17 protein-coding genes are annotated in these 15,918 nt (G+C 72.9%); 8 read left to right on the forward strand and 9 right to left on the reverse strand.

From position 1 onward, the window contains the following. The first annotated feature begins 81 nt into the window (after positions 1–81). Positions 82–918: a phosphoserine phosphatase SerB gene (gene serB / locus SOY78_RS06790; RefSeq protein ID WP_061867251.1), complete on the forward strand. Its 837-nt coding sequence runs from the start codon at positions 82–84 to the stop codon at positions 916–918. A gap of 73 nt (positions 919–991) precedes the next feature. Here serB and SOY78_RS06795 read toward each other — a convergent pair whose 3' ends face one another. Both SOY78_RS06795 and SOY78_RS06800 read right to left on the reverse strand, forming a co-directional pair. Next, entirely contained in the window at positions 992–1,750 is a 759-nt protein-coding gene (locus SOY78_RS06795; RefSeq protein WP_123243847.1) for an SDR family oxidoreductase, read from the reverse strand. A gap of 37 nt (positions 1,751–1,787) precedes the next feature. Continuing rightward, positions 1,788–2,534 (reverse strand): beta-ketoacyl-ACP reductase, encoded by a 747-nt coding sequence (locus SOY78_RS06800; protein WP_036315234.1) that lies wholly within the window; start codon positions 2,532–2,534, stop codon positions 1,788–1,790. Between the two features lie 164 nt (positions 2,535–2,698). On the opposite strand from SOY78_RS06800, the gene SOY78_RS06805 reads away from it, so the two are divergent. Genes SOY78_RS06805 through SOY78_RS06815 form a run of 3 tightly spaced genes read left to right on the forward strand, consistent with a single transcriptional unit; the run spans position 2,699 to position 4,454 of the window. Continuing rightward, positions 2,699–3,172, forward strand: coding sequence for a DUF3099 domain-containing protein (locus tag SOY78_RS06805; protein WP_324701338.1), 474 nt, complete (start codon positions 2,699–2,701; stop codon positions 3,170–3,172). A gap of 26 nt (positions 3,173–3,198) precedes the next feature. Continuing rightward, on the forward strand, positions 3,199–3,540 hold the full coding sequence (locus SOY78_RS06810; protein ID WP_152743496.1) for a hypothetical protein: 342 nt from the start codon (positions 3,199–3,201) through the stop codon (positions 3,538–3,540). Then, positions 3,537–4,454 carry an SURF1 family protein gene (locus SOY78_RS06815; RefSeq protein WP_036315243.1) on the forward strand — a complete coding sequence of 306 codons (918 nt, stop codon included), beginning with the start codon at positions 3,537–3,539 and terminating at the stop codon, positions 4,452–4,454. The genes SOY78_RS06810 and SOY78_RS06815 overlap by 4 nt, the downstream gene beginning before the upstream one ends. A 30-nt stretch (positions 4,455–4,484) precedes the next feature. On the opposite strand, the gene abc-f is transcribed toward SOY78_RS06815, so the two are convergent. Further along, a complete protein-coding gene (gene abc-f, locus SOY78_RS06820; RefSeq protein ID WP_036315246.1) occupies positions 4,485–6,083 on the reverse strand; it encodes a ribosomal protection-like ABC-F family protein in 1,599 nt (532 codons plus the stop codon). 121 nt (positions 6,084–6,204) lie between these two features. Here abc-f and SOY78_RS06825 point away from each other — a divergent pair, with 121 nt between their 5' ends. Then, positions 6,205–7,152, forward strand: a complete 948-nt coding sequence (locus SOY78_RS06825; protein WP_069941298.1) for a neutral zinc metallopeptidase — start codon at positions 6,205–6,207, stop codon at positions 7,150–7,152. A gap of 108 nt (positions 7,153–7,260) precedes the next feature. Here SOY78_RS06825 and SOY78_RS06830 read toward each other — a convergent pair whose 3' ends face one another. The 5 genes from SOY78_RS06830 to SOY78_RS06850 all read right to left on the reverse strand — a co-directional run bounded on the left by SOY78_RS06830 (position 7,261) and on the right by SOY78_RS06850 (position 11,789). Continuing rightward, a complete protein-coding gene (locus SOY78_RS06830; protein ID WP_002855327.1) occupies positions 7,261–7,587 on the reverse strand; it encodes a metal-sulfur cluster assembly factor in 327 nt (108 codons plus the stop codon). A gap of 1 nt (position 7,588) precedes the next feature. Then, positions 7,589–8,353, reverse strand: coding sequence for a Fe-S cluster assembly ATPase SufC (sufC, locus tag SOY78_RS06835; RefSeq protein ID WP_069941297.1), 765 nt, complete (start codon positions 8,351–8,353; stop codon positions 7,589–7,591). 46 nt (positions 8,354–8,399) lie between these two features. Beyond that, positions 8,400–9,638, reverse strand: a complete 1,239-nt coding sequence (gene sufD, locus SOY78_RS06840; protein ID WP_036382717.1) for a Fe-S cluster assembly protein SufD — start codon at positions 9,636–9,638, stop codon at positions 8,400–8,402. 1 nt (position 9,639) lies between these two features. Next, entirely contained in the window at positions 9,640–11,112 is a 1,473-nt protein-coding gene (sufB, locus tag SOY78_RS06845; RefSeq protein WP_063189240.1) for a Fe-S cluster assembly protein SufB, read from the reverse strand. A gap of 305 nt (positions 11,113–11,417) precedes the next feature. Beyond that, a complete protein-coding gene (locus tag SOY78_RS06850; RefSeq protein WP_324701339.1) occupies positions 11,418–11,789 on the reverse strand; it encodes a hypothetical protein in 372 nt (123 codons plus the stop codon). A 236-nt stretch (positions 11,790–12,025) separates the two neighbouring features. Here SOY78_RS06850 and SOY78_RS06855 point away from each other — a divergent pair, with 236 nt between their 5' ends. From SOY78_RS06855 to SOY78_RS06865, 3 genes are read left to right on the forward strand one after another with little or no spacing between them, the layout of a single operon-like run. Continuing rightward, on the forward strand, positions 12,026–12,991 hold the full coding sequence (locus SOY78_RS06855) for an ABC transporter ATP-binding protein (RefSeq protein WP_324701340.1): 966 nt from the start codon (positions 12,026–12,028) through the stop codon (positions 12,989–12,991). Then, positions 12,988–13,764 (forward strand): ABC transporter permease, encoded by a 777-nt coding sequence (locus SOY78_RS06860; RefSeq protein WP_324701341.1) that lies wholly within the window; start codon positions 12,988–12,990, stop codon positions 13,762–13,764. Before SOY78_RS06855 ends, SOY78_RS06860 begins: the two co-directional genes overlap by 4 nt. 42 nt (positions 13,765–13,806) lie before the next feature. Beyond that, complete coding sequence (locus SOY78_RS06865) at positions 13,807–14,823, forward strand: COX15/CtaA family protein (RefSeq protein WP_069941296.1); 1,017 nt, start codon at positions 13,807–13,809, stop codon at positions 14,821–14,823. 87 nt (positions 14,824–14,910) lie between these two features. Here SOY78_RS06865 and SOY78_RS06870 read toward each other — a convergent pair whose 3' ends face one another. After that, positions 14,911–15,894: a heme o synthase gene (locus SOY78_RS06870; RefSeq protein ID WP_036315269.1), complete on the reverse strand. Its 984-nt coding sequence runs from the start codon at positions 15,892–15,894 to the stop codon at positions 14,911–14,913. Positions 15,895–15,918: the final 24 nt, after the last annotated feature.

The raw sequence follows: 15,918 nt of genomic DNA on the forward strand, positions 1-15,918 counted from the left end.
CCAGCCTAGTCCGGCCGGCCGGTGCGTCGCCGATGCGACGCACGCCCGGCCGCGCCCACACCCCCGCCTAGGATGCCGCGCATGAGCACCCTGCGTCGCCTCGTCGTCACCGCCGACCCCGCCCTCCTCGTCACGGACGCGCCCCCGGTCGGCGTGCCGGACGACGCCGAACGGCTCATCGACGACGGCCTGCTGGGCTGGCGCTTCGCCGCGGACGAGTGGGCGGCGGCCCCGGAGCCGAGCTCCGGGTGGGACGTGCTCACGCTGCCGGCGGCGGTCGCCGCCGCGCCGGTGCCCCTCGTGGTGACGGACGTGGACTCCACGCTGATCCGGCAGGAGGTCATCGAGCTGCTCGCCGCCCACGCCGGCCGCGAGGCCGAGGTCGCCGAGGTGACGGAGCGGGCGATGCGCGGTGAGCTCGACTTCGCCGCCTCGCTGCACGCGCGCGTCGAGGCGCTCGCGGGGCTGCCCGTGGGCGTCGTGGCGGATGTGGTGCGGGCCATCCGGCCCACCGACGGAGCCCTCGCGCTGATCGAGGCCGTCACCGCGGCCGGCGGCCGGGTGTGCGCGGTCTCCGGTGGCTTCACCCAGGTGCTCGCCCCGCTGGCCGAGGCGTGGGGCGTGCACGCCTACTGCGCCAACGAGCTCGAGGTGCGGGACGGGCACTTGACCGGGAGGGTGCTCGGCGACGTCGTGGACCGCGCGGCGAAGGCCGCCATGCTGCGCGCCTGGGCCGAGGACGCAGGGCTCACCCCCGAGCAGGCCGTCGGCGTGGGCGACGGCGCCAACGACATCGACCTGCTCGAGGCGGCCGGCTGCGGCGTGGCGCTGTGCGCAAAGCCGATCCTCCGGGAGCACGCGGACGTCGTCGTCGACGTGCCCTCCTTCACCCCCCTGCGGTGGCTCCTGGGTCTCTGAGGCGCCCGCGCCCGGAGGTCACGAGGGCCGGATCCCACGGATCCGGCCCACGTCGTCAGGGGTGTGGTGCGGTTCAGTCCTGCCCGAGGAAGTCCTCGGCGCCGCCCACGAGCTCGGTGTGGCCGACCTCGAGGTCGTCGCGGCCCACGAGGGAGGCGATCTCGGCGGCGAACTCCTCCACGGAGTAGAGCTTGCCGGCGGCCTCGCGGCGGGCCTCGATGGCACCGGGCTCGGCGCGGTCGAGCAGGGTGGCGGTGATGGTGCCCTCGATCATGTCGCCGGAGACCACCACGAAGCCCACGCCCTTCTCTGCGAACGCGGGGATGCGCTCGCGCAGGGCGTCCTCGCCGGCGCGCTTGGAGCGGGCCACGGGCTCGTAGGAGTCCATCGTGGCGACCTCGTCGATGAAGTGCGCCTGGTGGGAGGTCACGAACACGATCTGCCCGCCGGCACCCATGCGCTCGAGCGCGGCGTCGGCCAGCGCGGCCTGGGCGTCACGGTTGAGCTTCAGGGCGTAGTCCTCGCCGAACTGGGACTCCATGCCGCCCGAGGCGTTGAGCACGAGCACGTCGAGCGAGCCGAAGTGCTCCACGGCGGCGTCCAGCAGCGCGGCCCGATCCTCGGCGACGGTCACGTCGCCGCCCACGGCCACGGCGCGGCCGCCGGCGTCCTCGATCCTCTGCACCACCTTGTTCGCGCGCGGCGCCTTCTGGCGGTAGTTCACCACGACGCCCGCGCCGCGGGCGGCCAGCAGCTCGGCGGTGGCGGCTCCGATGCCGCGGGAGGAGCCGGTGACGACGACGCCGCGTCCGGCCAGGTCCTGCTCGGTCATGTTCTGTGCTTCCTGTCTGCTCAGCGGTCGGTGGTCGTCAGTGGCCCATGCCCAGGCCGCCGTCCACGGGGATCACGGCCCCGGAGATGTACGCGGCCTCGTCCGAGGCCAGCCAGCGCACGACGCCGGCCACCTCCTCCGGGGCGGCGAAGCGGCCGGCCGGGATGGACGTCTTGTACTGGGCCTTGAGCTCGTCGTCGAGGGACTGCGTCATCTCGGTGTCGATGTAGCCGGGGGCCACGACGTTCGCGGTCACGCCGCGCGCGCCGAGCTCGCGCGTGATCGAGCGGGCCATCCCGACGAGGCCGGACTTGGAGGCGGCGTAGTTGACCTGGCCGGGCGAGCCGAGCAGGCCCACCACGGAGGAGACCAGGACGATGCGTCCGCGCTTCAGGCGCATCATGCCCTTGGTGGCGCGCTGCACCACGCGGAAGGCGCCGGTGAGGTTCGTGTCGATCACCGAGGTGAAGTCGTCCTCGGACATGCGCAGCAGCAGCTGGTCGTGGGTAATGCCGGCGTTGGCCACGAGCACCTCGACCGGGCCGTGGACCTCCTCGACCTCGCGGAAGGCCGCGTCCACGGAGGCCGCGTCCGTCACGTCGGCCCGGACCGCGAGGACCCCCTCCGGCCCCTCCCCCGAGCGGGAGGTGATGGCCACCCGGTCGCCGTGCGCGGCGAACGCCCGGGCGATGGCCAGGCCGATGCCGCGATTGCCCCCCGTGACGAGGACGCTGCGGCCGGCGGCCTGCGCGTCCGCTGCGGGCGTGGTGGTCTGATCGGCCATGGGAACACCTTCCGGACGGGACGGGACTAGACTGAAGCACCGGCGCGGCGCCGTCGACGCCGTCCTGCGGGACGCCGCCGAGGGCGGACGCGCCGGCATGTGAACCACCACTCTACGTCCGCGGCCACGCGGGGGCCCTCCGCAGGGCGCGACGTGCCAGGAGGATGCGCCATGACCAGCTCCGCCGCCGGCTCCCAGCCGGCCGTCCCGCCCGCGCCGGGCGCGGGACGACACCGGAGGTCCAGGGGGTCACCACCGCCGCCGCCGGCCGCAGCGCGGACCGGGAGGCGCGCATGAAGGTCTACCTGGTCCAGATGCTGCTCCGCACCGCCTGCTTCGTCGCCGCGCTCTTCACCCACGGCTGGTGGCAGCTCGGGTTCATCCTCGGCGCGGTCGTGCTGCCCTACGTCGCCGTCGTGCGCGTGAACAACACCGGCCCGCAGCAGGCCGGCACCCTGCGCGCCGTGCCCGCCCAGGGACCCGCCCTGGCCCCCCGCCCCGACGACACGGCGGCGCCCAAGCCGGTCGTGCTCACCGGCGACCTCGTGGACAACCCGCGCGACCGTGCGCCCCGGGCGCTGGGCCGAGGGTCCTCGTCCGCCGGCGGTCCCGGCCTGCCCGGACGGGGCGCCGCGTGATCGGGGCGGGCCCGGGTGAGCCGGGCATGGACCTGCTGGGCGCCCTCGCGTCCGGCCGCCTCGACCCCGCCGCCGGTGCCTCCGCCGCCCGATCCCCGCACGCCGCAGCGGACGGGCCCGAGCGGCCGGTCTGCTCGCGCCGCGGGTGCACCGCGGAGGCGACCTGGGCCCTGGAGTGGAACAACCCGCGCGTCCACGCCCCGGACCGCGTGAAGACCTGGCTGGCCTGCGCGGACCATCGACCCTTCCTGGACGACTTCCTGAGCGCCCGCGGCTTCCTGCGGCGCTCCCGCCCACTCGACCCGCCCGCCACGGAGGCGCCCGAGGTCGAGACGCCCGAGACCCCGCAGGAGCCCCCGCGCCCATGAGCACCCCCGCACCCATGTCGGCCCCGACCGCCCGCGACGCCGAACGCCTGCCTCCCCTGCGCTTCGGCTTCCTCGCCACCGGCCCGTGGATCCTCGGCTTCGTGCTGTGCATCCTCTTCGCGTTCCTGTGCCATGCGCTCGCCCAGTGGCAGTGGGACCGCCGCGTGGAGGTCCAGCACCGCGTCAACCGCGTCCTGGAGAACTACGACGACGACCCGGTCCCGTTCGCCGAGGCCTCCCGGCTGTTCACCGCGTTCCAGACCGAGGACGAGTGGACGCCTGTGACACTGACCGGCGAGTACCTCGTCGACGAGACGCTCATCGTCCGCAACCGTCCCCGCGCCGGCCAGCCCGGCTACGAGGTGCTCGTGCCGTTCCGGACGGACGAGGGCCCCGTCGTCGTGGTGGACCGCGGCTGGCTCCCGGTGGGCAACAGCCCGGGTCAGCCGGACGCCGTGCCGGCCCCGCCCGCCGGCCACGCCGAGGTCGTGGTGCGGGTCAAGCCCGGGGAGCCGGCCCTGGACCGCGACGCCCCGGACGGCCAGGTGCCCTCGATCGACCTCGCCGAGATCGCCGACACCGTGGGCGGGCCCGTGGCCGGGACGGCCTACGGGATCATGGTCACGGAGGACCCGGCGGTGGAGTCGATGCCGCAGAAGCTCGTCGAGCCCACCCTGGACGAGGGCCCGCACCTGTCCTACGCGATCCAGTGGTACCTGTTCGCGGCCATGGGCTTCGGGGTGTGGGGGTACTCCGCGTGGATGCGCGCCCGCAACGACCGGGCCGACGCCCTCGACGACGCCGCGGACGACGGGCTGCTCTCCGCGCACCGGGTCCCCCGCGCCAAGCCGGCCCGGCGGCGGCGCGACGGGCGGCTTACGGACGAGGAGGCCGAGGACGCGCTCTTCGACTGAGCCCGCCCTCCGCCTCGGCGGCCCGCGCACTCAGGCGAGGGTGATGAGGTCCCTGTAGTCGTCGTTCCAGAGGTCCTCGACCCCGTCCGGCAGCAGCACCACGCGCTCGGGGTCGAGCGCCTCGACGGCGCCCTCGTCGTGGGTCACGAGCACCACGGCACCCTCGTACTGGCGCAGCGCATGGAGGATCTCCTCACGGCTGGCGGGGTCGAGGTTGTTCGTGGGCTCGTCCAGCAGCAGCACGTTCGCGCTCGAGGCCACGAGCGTGGCCAGCGCCAGGCGGGTCTTCTCGCCACCGGAGAGGACGCGGGCGGGCTTGTCGACGTCGTCGCCCTGGAAGAGGAACGATCCGAGCAGCGTGCGCGCCTGGGTGTCGCCGAGCTGCGGGGCGGCGTGGCGCATGTTGTCCAGGACCGACGCGTCCTGGTCCAGGGTGTCGTGCTCCTGGGCGAAGTAGCCCAGCTTGAGCCCGTGGCCCGCCTGGACCTCGCCGGTGTCCGGGGTCTCCTCCCCGGCGAGCATGCGCAGCAGCGTCGTCTTGCCGGCGCCGTTGTAGCCCAGGATCACCACGCGCGAGCCGCGGTCGATCGCCAGGTCCACTCCCGTGAAGATCTCGAGCGAGCCGTAGGACTTGGAGAGGTTCTCGGCGCGCAGCGGCGTCTTGCCGGAGGCCTGCGGGGTGGGGAAGCGGATCGCGGCCACGCGGTCGACCGCGCGCTCGCCCTCGACGCCGCGCATGAGCCGCTCGGCGCGCTTGATCATGTTCTGCGCGGCGGTGGCCTTGGTCGCCTTGGCACGCATCTTCTCGGCCTGGGCCATGAGGGCCGAGGCCTTCTTCTCCGCGTTGGCGAACTCCCGGCGGCGGCGCGCCTCGTCCTGCTGGCGCTGGGCGAGGTAGTTCTTCCACGTCATGTTGTAGACGTCCATGGTCTGCCGGTTCGCGTCCAGGTAGAGGACCTTGTTCACGGTCATCTCCATGAGCTCCACGTCGTGCGAGATCATCAGGAGGCCGCCGGAGTAGGTCTTCAGGTAGTCGCGCAGCCACACGATCGAGTCGTGGTCGAGGTGGTTGGTGGGCTCGTCCAGCAGCATGATGTCCGCGTCGGAGAAGAGGATGCGGGCGAGCTCCACGCGGCGGCGCTGGCCGCCGGAGAGGGTGTGCAGCGGCTGGTCCAGGACGCGGTCCGGCAGGCCGAGGTTGGACGTGATCCGGGCGGCCTCGGACTCGGCCGCGTAGCCGCCGCGGGCCTCGAACTCCGCCTCCAGACGGGAGTAGCGGTTCATCGCCCGCTCCCGCTCGGCGTCGTCGACGGCGGCCATCCCGGCCTCGGCCTCACGCATGCGGCGGATCGTCTGGTCCAGGTCGCGGGCGGAGAGGATGCGGTCGCGGCCGGACTGGTCCATGTCCTCGACCTTGGGGTCCTGGGGCAGGTAGCCGATGCGCCCGGTCCGGGTCACCGTGCCCGCCGTGGGCTGCCCGCCGCCGGCCAGGACCTTGGTCAGCGTCGTCTTGCCGGCGCCGTTGCGCCCCACGAGGCCGACCTTGTCCCCCTTGTCCACGCGGAAGTTCACCTCGTCCATGAGGAGACGGGCGCCCACGCGCAGTTCGACATCGGTGACGGTCAGCATGGGGGTGTCAGACTCCAGGGGTCGAGGGAAGGACAGGGGTGCACCGGCGGGGCCGGCCGATCTCGACGGGCGGGGGCCAGTGCGGTGCCGGGCCAGTCTAGTCCGTCTACACTCTGGCCCCATGAGCTTCAACGAGAACGTGCAGATCGACGCCGGCCGGGCCCGATCGGGCGGTGGCGGCGGGCTGGGGGGCCGGGGCATCGCCATCGGCGGTGGCGGCGGCCTGCTCGCGTTGCTGCTCGCGATCTTCGCCCCCGGGCTGGCCGAGCAGCTCGGGATCGACACGGGCGGCGGGTCCGTCGGCCAGAGCCAGTACCAGCAGCAGACGGGCTCGGGCGGCCAGAGCCAGCCCCTCTCGGACGAGGAGTGCGCCAGCGGTGCGGACGCCAACCAGAACACGGACTGCCGCGTCATCGCGACCACCGAGGCCGCGGACGAGTTCTGGGGCGAGTACCTCGCGCAGTTCTCGGACATCCAGTGGCGCCAGCCGCAGCTGACCCTGTTCCAGGGCGGCGTGAGCACCGGCTGCGGCAGCGCCTCCTCGGCCACGGGCCCGTTCTACTGCCCGGCGGACGAGTCCATGTACTTCGACACCGCGTTCTTCGAGACGCTGCAGACCGATTTCGGCGCCGAGGGCGGACCGCTGGCGGAGGAGTACATCGTGGCGCACGAGTACGGCCACCACGTTCAGCAGGTGACCGGCTACCTGCAGCACTCCAAGGACGGGACCACCGGCCCCACCTCCGGCGCCGTGCGCGCAGAGCTGCAGGCCGACTGCTTCGCCGGCATGTGGGCCGGGCACGCCGCCTCCACCGTGGACCCCGAGTCCGGCGCGCCGTTCCTGAAGCCGATCTCGCAGGACCAGCTGCGCCAGGCCATCGACGCGGCCTCCGCCGTGGGCGATGACCGCATCCAGTCCACCCACACCGGCCGGGTGGACCCCGAGGCGTTCACGCACGGCACCTCGGAGCAGCGCATGGCCTGGTTCATGCGCGGCTACCAGAGCTCCCAGCAGGAGCCCGACATCCGCCAGTGCGACACGTTCCGGGCCTCCTCCCTGGACATCTGAGCCGGGAGCGCCGGGGCGCCTGCCGGCCCGTCCGCACTCCCCCACCACGACGGCGGCCCGTCACCTTCTGCGCGAAGGTGACGGGCCGCCGTCGTCGTCCGGACCGGATCAGATGTTGAAGCCGAGGGCGCGCATCTGGTCGCGGCCGTCCTCGGTGATCCGCTCGGGGCCCCACGGGGGCATCCAGACCCAGTTCAGCCGCCACTCGTCCACCATGGTGCCGATCGCGCGGGAGACCTGGTCCTCGATTTCGTCCGTGAGCGGGCAGGCCGCGGTGGTCAGGGTCATGTCCACGAGCAGCGCGCCGTCGTCGGCGTAGTGCAGCCCGTAGAGCAGGCCCAGGTCCACGACGTTGACGCCCAGCTCCGGGTCGATCACGTCCTTGAGGGCCTCACGGATGTCCTCCGTGGGCGCCTGGTTCGTGGTCTCCGTCATCTCAGGCCCCCGCCGCGGCCTTCTCGAAGCGGGCGTAGCCCTCGGCCTCGAGCTGCTCGGCGAGCTCCGGGCCGCCGGACTCGGCGACGCGGCCGTCCACCAGCACGTGCACGTGGTCCGGCTTGATGTAGTTGAGGATCCGCGTGTAGTGGGTGATCAGCAGGGTGCCCATCTCGTTCTGCGCCTGGGCGCGGTTGACGCCCTCGGAGACGATGCGCAGCGCGTCGACGTCGAGGCCGGAGTCGGTCTCGTCGAGGATCGCGAACTTGGGCTTGAACAGCTCGAGCTGGAGGATCTCGGCGCGCTTCTTCTCGCCGCCGGAGAAGCCCTCGTTGACGTTGCGGTTCATGAACGCCGGGTCGATCTGCAGGGCCTCGAAGGCGCCCTTGACGTCCTTGGTCCAGGTGCGCAGCGAGGGGGCCTGGCCGTCGAGCGCGGTCTTGGCGGTGCGCAGGAAGTTGGTCATGGTGACGCCCGGGATCTCCACGGGGTACTGCATGGCCAGGAAGAGGCCGGCCTGCGCGCGCTCGTCGACGCTCATCTCCAGCACATCCTCGCCGTCGAGGGTGATGGAGCCGGAGGTGACCTCGTAGCGCGGGTGGCCGGCGATGGTCGAGGCCAGGGTGGACTTGCCGGAGCCGTTCGGGCCCATGATCGCGTGGGTCTCGCCCGTCTCGATGGTCAGGGAGAGGCCCTTCAGGATCTCCTTGGGGCCGTTCTCGGTCTCGATCTGCACGTGCAGGTCGGTGATCTGCAGGGTTGCCATGGTGGTTCTCCTCGGGTGGAAGGCGGTGGGGTCTGCGGGGCGTCGGTCAGAGCTGCGCGATGCGCAGCTCGTCCTCCATGACGGCGGTCAGCTCGTCCTCGACGTCGCCGATGCCGATCTTCTGGATGATCTCGTTGAGGAAGCCGCGCACGATCAGGCGGCGGGCCTCGGTCTCGGAGATGCCGCGGGCCATCAGGTAGAACAGCTGGGTCTCGTCGAAGCGGCCGGTCGCGGACGCGTGGCCCGCCCCCTCGATCACGCCGGTCTCGATCTCCAGGTTCGGCACCGAGTCCGCGCGCGCCCCGTCGGAGAGCAGCAGGTTCTGGTTCTTCTCGTACGTGTCCGTGCCCTCGGCCTCCTTGCGGATCAGCACGTCGCCCACCCACACGGTGCGCGCGTCCGTGCCCTGCAGGGCGCCCTTGTAGAGCACGTTCGAGACGCAGTCCGGCTGGTTGTGGTCCACGAACAGGCGGTTCTCGAGGTGCTGACCGGCGTCGGCGAAGTACAGGCCGTACATCTCGGCCTCGCCGCGCTCGGCGGCGAACCGCGCGGTCGGGGTCAGCCGCACCACGCCGCCGCCGTAGGACACGGCCACGTGCTTGAAGTGCGCGTTCGTGGCGACCGAGGCCTGCTGGGCCGAGACGTGCACGGCGTCGGCCTCCCAGGCCTGCAGCGCGACCACGTTCAGGCGGGCGTCGCGGCGCACGTCGAACTCGACGTTCTGGGCCAGCACGGCGGTGCCGCGGTGGGCGATCACGACGTCGGCCTGCGCGTTCTCCTCCACGAGCACGGTCAGGTGCATCGCGGCCGGGTCGGCGGAGGAGCCGACGACGTCGATGCGCACCGGCTCGGCGACCTCGCCGGAGATCGTCACGACGGTGGCCTCGGAGACCGAGTTCCAGGCCGCGGCGGACACGCGGTCGTCCGGGGTCAGGACGGAGCCGACGCGGGCGTCGTCGCGGGCCACGGTCTCCACCGTGACGCCGGCCTGCTCGGCCACGGTCACGGCGGGCGCGGCACCGGTCAGGCGCGCGTCGTCGCCCTCGGGCAGGTGCAGCCCGCCCAGGCGCTTGAGCGGGGTGAAGCGCCAGTCCTCCTCGCGCCCCGTGAGCACGGGGAAGTCGGACAGCTCGAAGGAGCTGAGGCGATCGGCGCGCGAGCCCGCGGCGTTGCGCTCCCGGCCCCCGGCCCGGGCGGCCGGGTTCTGCGCGGCAGTGAGCTTCTCGCCCTCCTCGCCCATGCCCGGGATCATGGTCCGCTGGGTGTTCTCCACGGTGTCGGTCATGTCAGCCCACCGATCCTTCCATCTGCAGTTCGATCAGCTTGTTGAGCTCGAGCGCGTACTCCATGGGCAGCTCGCGGGCGATCGGCTCGATGAAGCCGCGCACGATCATGGCCATGGCCTCGTCCTCGGACATGCCACGGCTCATGAGGTAGAAGAGCTGCTCCTCGGACACCTTCGAGACGGTCGCCTCGTGGCCGAGGGTCACGTCGTCCTCGCGGATGTCGATGTACGGGTACGTGTCGGAGCGGGAGACCGTGTCGACGAGCAGGGCGTCGCACACCACCGAGTTGGCGGAGCCGTTCGCGCCCTCGGCGATCTGCACCAGGCCGCGGTAGGCGGCGCGGCCGCCGCTGCGGGCCACGGACTTGGACACGATCGAGGAGTTCGTGTGCGGGGCCATGTGCACCATCTTGGAGCCGGTGTCCTGGTGCTGGTCCTTGCCCGCGAACGCGACGGAGAGGGTCTCGCCGGTGGCGTGCTCGCCGGTCAGGTACACGGCCGGGTACTTCATGGTCACCTTGGAGCCGATGTTGCCGTCGATCCACTCCATGGTGCCGCCGGCCTCGACCACGGCGCGCTTGGTCACGAGGTTGTACACGTTCGTGGACCAGTTCTGGATGGTGGTGTAGCGCACGCGGGCGTTCTTCTTCACCACGATCTCGACGACGGCAGAGTGCAGCGAGTCGGACTGGTAGATCGGGGCGGTGCAGCCCTCGATGTAGTGCACGTACGAGTCCTCGTCCGCGATGATCAGCGTCCGCTCGAACTGGCCCATGTTCTCCGTGTTGATGCGGAAGTAGGCCTGCAGCGGGATCTCCACGTGCACGCCCTTGGGCACGTACACGAAGGAGCCGCCGGACCACACGGCCGTGTTCAGGGAGGCGAACTTGTTGTCGCCGACCGGGATCACGCTGCCGAAGTACTCCTCGAAGATCTCCGGGTGCTCCTTGAGCGCGGTGTCGGTGTCGAGGAACACGACGCCCTGCTCCTCCAGGTCCTCGCGGATCTGGTGGTAGACGACCTCGGACTCGTACTGGGCGGCGACGCCGGCCACGAGACGCTCGCGCTCGGCCTCGGGGATGCCCAGGCGCTCGTAGGTGTTGCGGATGTCCTCGGGCAGGTCCTCCCAGGTCTTGGCCTGGCCCTCGGTGGAGCGCACGAAGTACTTGATGTTGTCGAAGTCGATGCCGGACAGGTCCGGGCCCCACGCCGGCATCGGCTTGCGCTCGAAGTACTTGAGGGCCTTGAGGCGCAGGTCACGCATCCACTCCGGCTCGTCCTTCTTGCCGGAGATGTCGCGCACGACGTCCTCGTTCAGACCGCGGACGGCCTTCTCGCCGGCCGCGTCGGAGTCGGCCCAGCCGTACTGGTAGGCGCCGATGGCGTTGAGCTCGGGGTTCTTGTCGAGGATCTCCTGGATCACGCCGGGGTCGGCGGTCTCCGCGGAGTCCCGCTGGACGATCTGGTCGGTCATCTCAGCCTCTCTCACTAGTCACTGCGGTCGGGGTCGGTCGGGTGGTCGGCGGGAGCCGGGGCGAGGCCCGCGCGGCTCAGTCGCGGCCCAGCGGCACATGTGTGGTGCACACGTGGGCGCCGGCGGCGAGGGTCGAGAGCCGGCGCACGTCCACCTCGAGCAGGCGGGCGAACAGCGCGGTCTCCTCTTCACAGAACTCCGGATGGCGCGCGGGAATTCCCTGGAACGGGCAGTGCCCCTGGCAGACCTGGTCCGCGCGGAGGGTGGGCGCCAGGCCCGCGCCGAAGTGGCGCAGCGTGCCGGCGTCAGCCGGCCTCGTCGAGGACCCGCGCGAGGATCCGGGTGCGGTCCTGCAGCGCGGTCTCCCGGCCGTCGACGGCGGCCGTGAAGCGCTCCTCGATCTCGCGGAAGGCGTGGCGCGCGGTGCGGCGCACCTCCTCCTCCCCGCCGAGCTCCTCGAGGCGGGCCAGGGTGTCCAGGGCGACGGCGAGGTGGTCCTTGGGCAGGTGCTCCTGCGCGTGCGAGGTGACCACGTAGCGGCGGGAGGGCCGTCCCGCGCCGCGGGCCGCGGTGACCCGCTTGACCTCGACGAGCGAGTCCTCCTCGAGCGCGTCCAGATGGCGGCGCACGGCGGCCGCGGTCAGCTCCAGCTCGCGGCCGATCTCGGCCGCGCTCACGGGTCCACGCGTCAGGACCAGCTGCAGCACACGCTCGCGCGTGCCCTCGGCCGGGGCCGGAGCGGGGGGCGACGCAGACTGATCCGAATACACCACGCCATCATGACCTATTGATCTGGAACGGTTCAAGTGAGGCTCACCTGGCTTGATGACGCCCACGGCGGAACCCGCCGCAGGCCCGGGCACCCCCGGCCCCACGAGCCGGGGTCGCAGGGCCCGAGGACTAGACTGGCACAGTGCCCCGACCTCCCCTGACCCCGGATCCCGTGCCGCGCGACGAGCCCGTCCTGCGCCTGAGCGACGTCCACCGGAGCCTCGGCCGCGGCCGGTCCCGCACCCCCGTCCTGCGGGGCGTCGACCTCACTGCCCGTGCCGGCGCCGTCACGGTGCTGCTCGGCCCCAACGGGGCCGGCAAGTCCACCACCCTCGGCCTCTGCCACGGCATGGACCGGCCCGACGCCGGCACCGTGCGCGTGTTCGGCGCAGACCCGTGGCGGGCCTCCGCCGACCTGCGCGCCCGCATCGGCGTGATGTGGCAGGAGGGCGGCCTGCCGCCCGCGATCCCCGCCCGCCGCTTCGTCGGCCACGTGGCGTCCCTGTACCGCGACCCGCTGCCCGTCGAGCCGCTGCTGGAGCGCCTGCTGATCGCCGAGGTCGCCGGCCGCCCCCTGCGCCGCCTCTCCGGTGGCCAGCGCCAGCGCGTCGCGCTCGCGGCCGCCCTCGTCGGCCGGCCGGACATGCTGTTCCTCGACGAGCCCACCGCGGGCCTCGACCCGGAGACCCGGCCCGTCGTGCACGACGTCGTGCGGGAACAGACCGACCGCGGCGCCGCCGTGCTGCTGACCACGCACCTGCTCGACGACGCCGAGCGGCTCGCGGACGACGTCGCCATCCTGCGCGCCGGCCGCGTGGTGCGCTCCGGCTCGCTGGCCGAGCTCACGCGCGTGGCCGAGGGCGACGTCGTCGACGTGGACTTCGGCGACGCCTCCCCCGACGCCGTCCGCGCCTGGGCCGACACCCTGCCCGCGCCGCTGCGCGCGGCCGGCCTCGACGAGTCCGCCCGCCTGCGCGTGGCCGGCGTCCGCGGCCCGGACAACCTGGCCGTCCTCGCCGCGAGCTGGCGGGAGCACGCCCTGATGCCCACCCGATTCGAGCGCGCCGGACTGCGCCTCGAGCAGATCCTCCGGGAGACCGCCGCATGAGCACGCCCGTCGTCGACCACCGCGCCCCGGCCGGCACCGGAGCCCACGCCGGCGCCGCCCCGCTGGCCGCCCGCGTCCTGCGTCAGGCCGGCGACGAGACCGGCACCGCGCTGCGCAACGGCGAGCAGCTGCTCGTCACCGTGGTGCTGCCCCTGCTCGCGCTCGTGGGCGTGCACGTCACCGGCCTGCTGGACGCCCCCGGCCGCTCGGGCCTGGACGTGGCCGTGCCCGGCGTGCTCGCCCTGGCCGTGATCAGCTCCGCGTTCACGGCCACCGCGATCGCCACGGGCTTCGAGCGTCGCTACGACGTGCTCGCCGCCCTGGCCACCACCCCGCTGGGCACGCTCGGCCTCGTCGCCGGCAAGGCCCTGGCGGTGGTGGCCCTCCTGCTGGTGCAGGTGAGCGTGATCGGCGGCGTCGGCCTGGCGCTCGGCTGGCGTCCGGACCCCGAGGGGATCCTGCCGGCCCTCGTCGCCCTCGCGCTGGGGGCCGCCGCCTTCACGGCCCTCGGGCTGCTGCTCGCCGGCACGGCCCGGCCGGAGGCGACCCTCGCCGTCGCCAACCTGCTGTGGGTGCTGTTCGGCGCCGTCGGCGGCACGGTGTTCCCCGCGCGGGTGCCCGGCGTGGACCTGCTCCCCTCCGGCGCGCTGGGCACGGCCCTGCGGGCCGCCCTCCTGGACGGGGCCTGGTCGCCCGTCCCCCTGCTCGTGCTCACCCTGTGGGGCGCCGTGGCCGTCGCGGCCGCGCTCCGCTGGTTCCGCTGGCGGCCCTGAGCCGTTCCCCGTCCCCCTGCATCGAACGATCGGAAGGACACCGTGTCCACCACCACCCCCGCGGCCGGGACCGCCCCGGCCGGGCTCGCCGCCCGCCTGCCGCAGCGCCTCACGAAGGCCACCATGGCCCTCGCCGTGGCGTCCCTGGCGTCCGAGATCGGCATCATCGTCACCGGCGGCGCCGTGCGCCTCACCGGCTCCGGCCTGGGCTGCCCCACGTGGCCCAAGTGCTCACCCGAGTCCCTCACCAACACCCCAGAGATGGGCATCCACGGCTACATCGAATTCGGCAACCGGACGCTGACGTTCGTCCTGGTGGTCATCGCCGCCGCCATGTTCCTGTCCCTGTGGAACCTGCGCGGCACCCACCGGAGCCCCTTCTGGCTCTCCGTGGGCCTGCTGGCCGGCATCCCCGCGCAGGCCCTCGTGGGCGGCGTCGTGGTCCTGACGAATCTGAACCCGTGGTGGGTGGCCGGTCACTTCATCGTGTCCTCGATCATGGTCGCCGTGGCGACCCTGCTCGTGGTGCGCATCGCCGCCGAGCGCCGCGCCGGCCGGGCGGGCGTGCCCCTCGTGGACGGCGCCACCACCGTCCGGTCCCGTGCCGCCGCCTGGGCGGCGTTCGCGCTGACGTGGGCCGCCGTGTACCTGGGCACCGTGGTGACCGGCACGGGCCCGCACTCCGGCGACCCCGGCTCGCCGCGCCACGAGTTCGACCCGCTGCTGGTCACCCGGATCCACGTGATCCCGGTGTACCTGCTCCTGGCGGCCGCCCTGGTCCTGTTCTTCACGGTGCGCCGCGCGGCCGGCGCCTCCCGCCTGCAGCGCGCCGCCGTGCTGCGGCTCCTGCTCGCCCTCGTGTTCCAGGCCGCCGTGGGCTACACCCAGCACTTCACGGGCCTGCCGATCGGTGTGGTCCTGCTGCACATGCTCGGCTCGGCACTGCTCGTGGCGTCGGCGACGGAGGCCTGGGACCGGCAGGTCGCCCGCTACGTCACGGCCGGACCCGGTGCCGCGGTCGAGACCGCCACGCCCGCGCGCACCGTCGCCGCGGGCTGACGCCCCGCGCACGCGAACGGCCCCGCACCGGCTGGTGCGGGGCCGTCGTCGTCGGCGTCCCGGGGAGCGCTGGGGGCGGACCGGCGCTCAGGCGCCGAAGTGCATCAGCGGCGCACCCACGAACGGGTCCACGGCCAGGGCGATGAACAGCAGCGTCAGGTAGGTGATGGAGAGGTGGAAGACCTTCATGGCCTTGCGGTCCTCGAAGTCCTCGCGCTGGGCCTGCACCTGCAGCACGTGGGACTCCCAGATGAACCAGCCGCCGACGACGAGCGCGACCGCGGTGTAGACGATGCCGGCCCAGCCCATCGGCACGAGCAGGAGGGAGCAGGCCACGGTGGCCCACGCGTAGAGCACGACCTGGTTGGAGACGTGGCGCGCGGAGGCGATGGCGCCGAGCATCGGCACGTCGGCCTGCTGGTAGTCGCGCTTGTACTTCATGGACAGCGGCCAGTAGTGCGGGGGCGTCCACAGGAAGACCACGAGGAACAGCACGATGGCCGGCCACTCGACGGTCCCGCGCACGGCCGCCCAGCCGATCAGCACGGGGAAGCAGCCGGCGATGCCGCCCCACACGATGTTCTGCTCCGTGCGGCGCTTGAGCACGAGCGAGTACACGACCACGTAGAAGAAGATGGCGGCCACACCCAGGCCGGCCGCCAGCCAGTTGGCGCCGAACCCGAGGATCAGGATGGACACGACCGTCTGCACCCACGCGAACACGAGGGCCTCGCGGGGGGTGACCTCGCCGGTGACGAGCGGCCGGTTCTCGGTGCGCTTCATGACCCGGTCGATGTCGCGGTCGATGTAGCAGTTGAAGGTGCCGGAGGCGCCGGCGGCGAGCGCACCGCCGACGAGCGTGGCGATCATGGTGAGCACGTCCGGGAAGCCGCGCTGCGCGAAGATCATGGTCGGCAGCGTGGTCACCAGCAGCAGCTCGATCACCCGGGGCTTCGTCAGCTCGACGTACGCCCGGACCTTGCGGCGCAGGGGCAGCGGGGACCGGTCGACGACGCCGGGCTCGGCGGCGGCGACGCGGGCGGCGGACGGCGACTCCAGGGAGGATGACATCTGCTTCTCACGGTGAGGGGACGG

The sequence above is a fragment of the Micrococcus sp. HOU01 genome (genome assembly GCF_035609305.1).
Lineage (GTDB): Bacteria > Actinomycetota > Actinomycetes > Actinomycetales > Micrococcaceae > Micrococcus > Micrococcus luteus.

Bases quoted from the DNA above. Each gene is read 5' to 3' on its own strand.
- sufD (WP_036382717.1), bottom strand. From the start codon at position 9,638: ATGACCGACACCGTGGAGAACACCCAGCGGACCATGATCCCGGGCATG.
- SOY78_RS06860 (WP_324701341.1), top strand. From the start codon at position 12,988: ATGAGCACGCCCGTCGTCGACCACCGCGCCCCGGCCGGCACCGGAGCC.
- serB (WP_061867251.1), top strand. From the start codon at position 82: ATGAGCACCCTGCGTCGCCTCGTCGTCACCGCCGACCCCGCCCTCCTC.
- SOY78_RS06800 (WP_036315234.1), bottom strand. From the start codon at position 2,534: ATGGCCGATCAGACCACCACGCCCGCAGCGGACGCGCAGGCCGCCGGC.
- SOY78_RS06805 (WP_324701338.1), top strand. From the start codon at position 2,699: ATGCGCCATGACCAGCTCCGCCGCCGGCTCCCAGCCGGCCGTCCCGCC.
- SOY78_RS06830 (WP_002855327.1), bottom strand. From the start codon at position 7,587: ATGACGGAGACCACGAACCAGGCGCCCACGGAGGACATCCGTGAGGCC.
- SOY78_RS06815 (WP_036315243.1), top strand. From the start codon at position 3,537: ATGAGCACCCCCGCACCCATGTCGGCCCCGACCGCCCGCGACGCCGAA.
- SOY78_RS06810 (WP_152743496.1), top strand. From the start codon at position 3,199: ATGGACCTGCTGGGCGCCCTCGCGTCCGGCCGCCTCGACCCCGCCGCC.
- SOY78_RS06870 (WP_036315269.1), bottom strand. From the start codon at position 15,894: ATGTCATCCTCCCTGGAGTCGCCGTCCGCCGCCCGCGTCGCCGCCGCC.
- sufB (WP_063189240.1), bottom strand. From the start codon at position 11,112: ATGACCGACCAGATCGTCCAGCGGGACTCCGCGGAGACCGCCGACCCC.
- SOY78_RS06795 (WP_123243847.1), bottom strand. From the start codon at position 1,750: ATGACCGAGCAGGACCTGGCCGGACGCGGCGTCGTCGTCACCGGCTCC.
- SOY78_RS06825 (WP_069941298.1), top strand. From the start codon at position 6,205: ATGAGCTTCAACGAGAACGTGCAGATCGACGCCGGCCGGGCCCGATCG.
- abc-f (WP_036315246.1), bottom strand. From the start codon at position 6,083: ATGCTGACCGTCACCGATGTCGAACTGCGCGTGGGCGCCCGTCTCCTC.
- sufC (WP_069941297.1), bottom strand. From the start codon at position 8,353: ATGGCAACCCTGCAGATCACCGACCTGCACGTGCAGATCGAGACCGAG.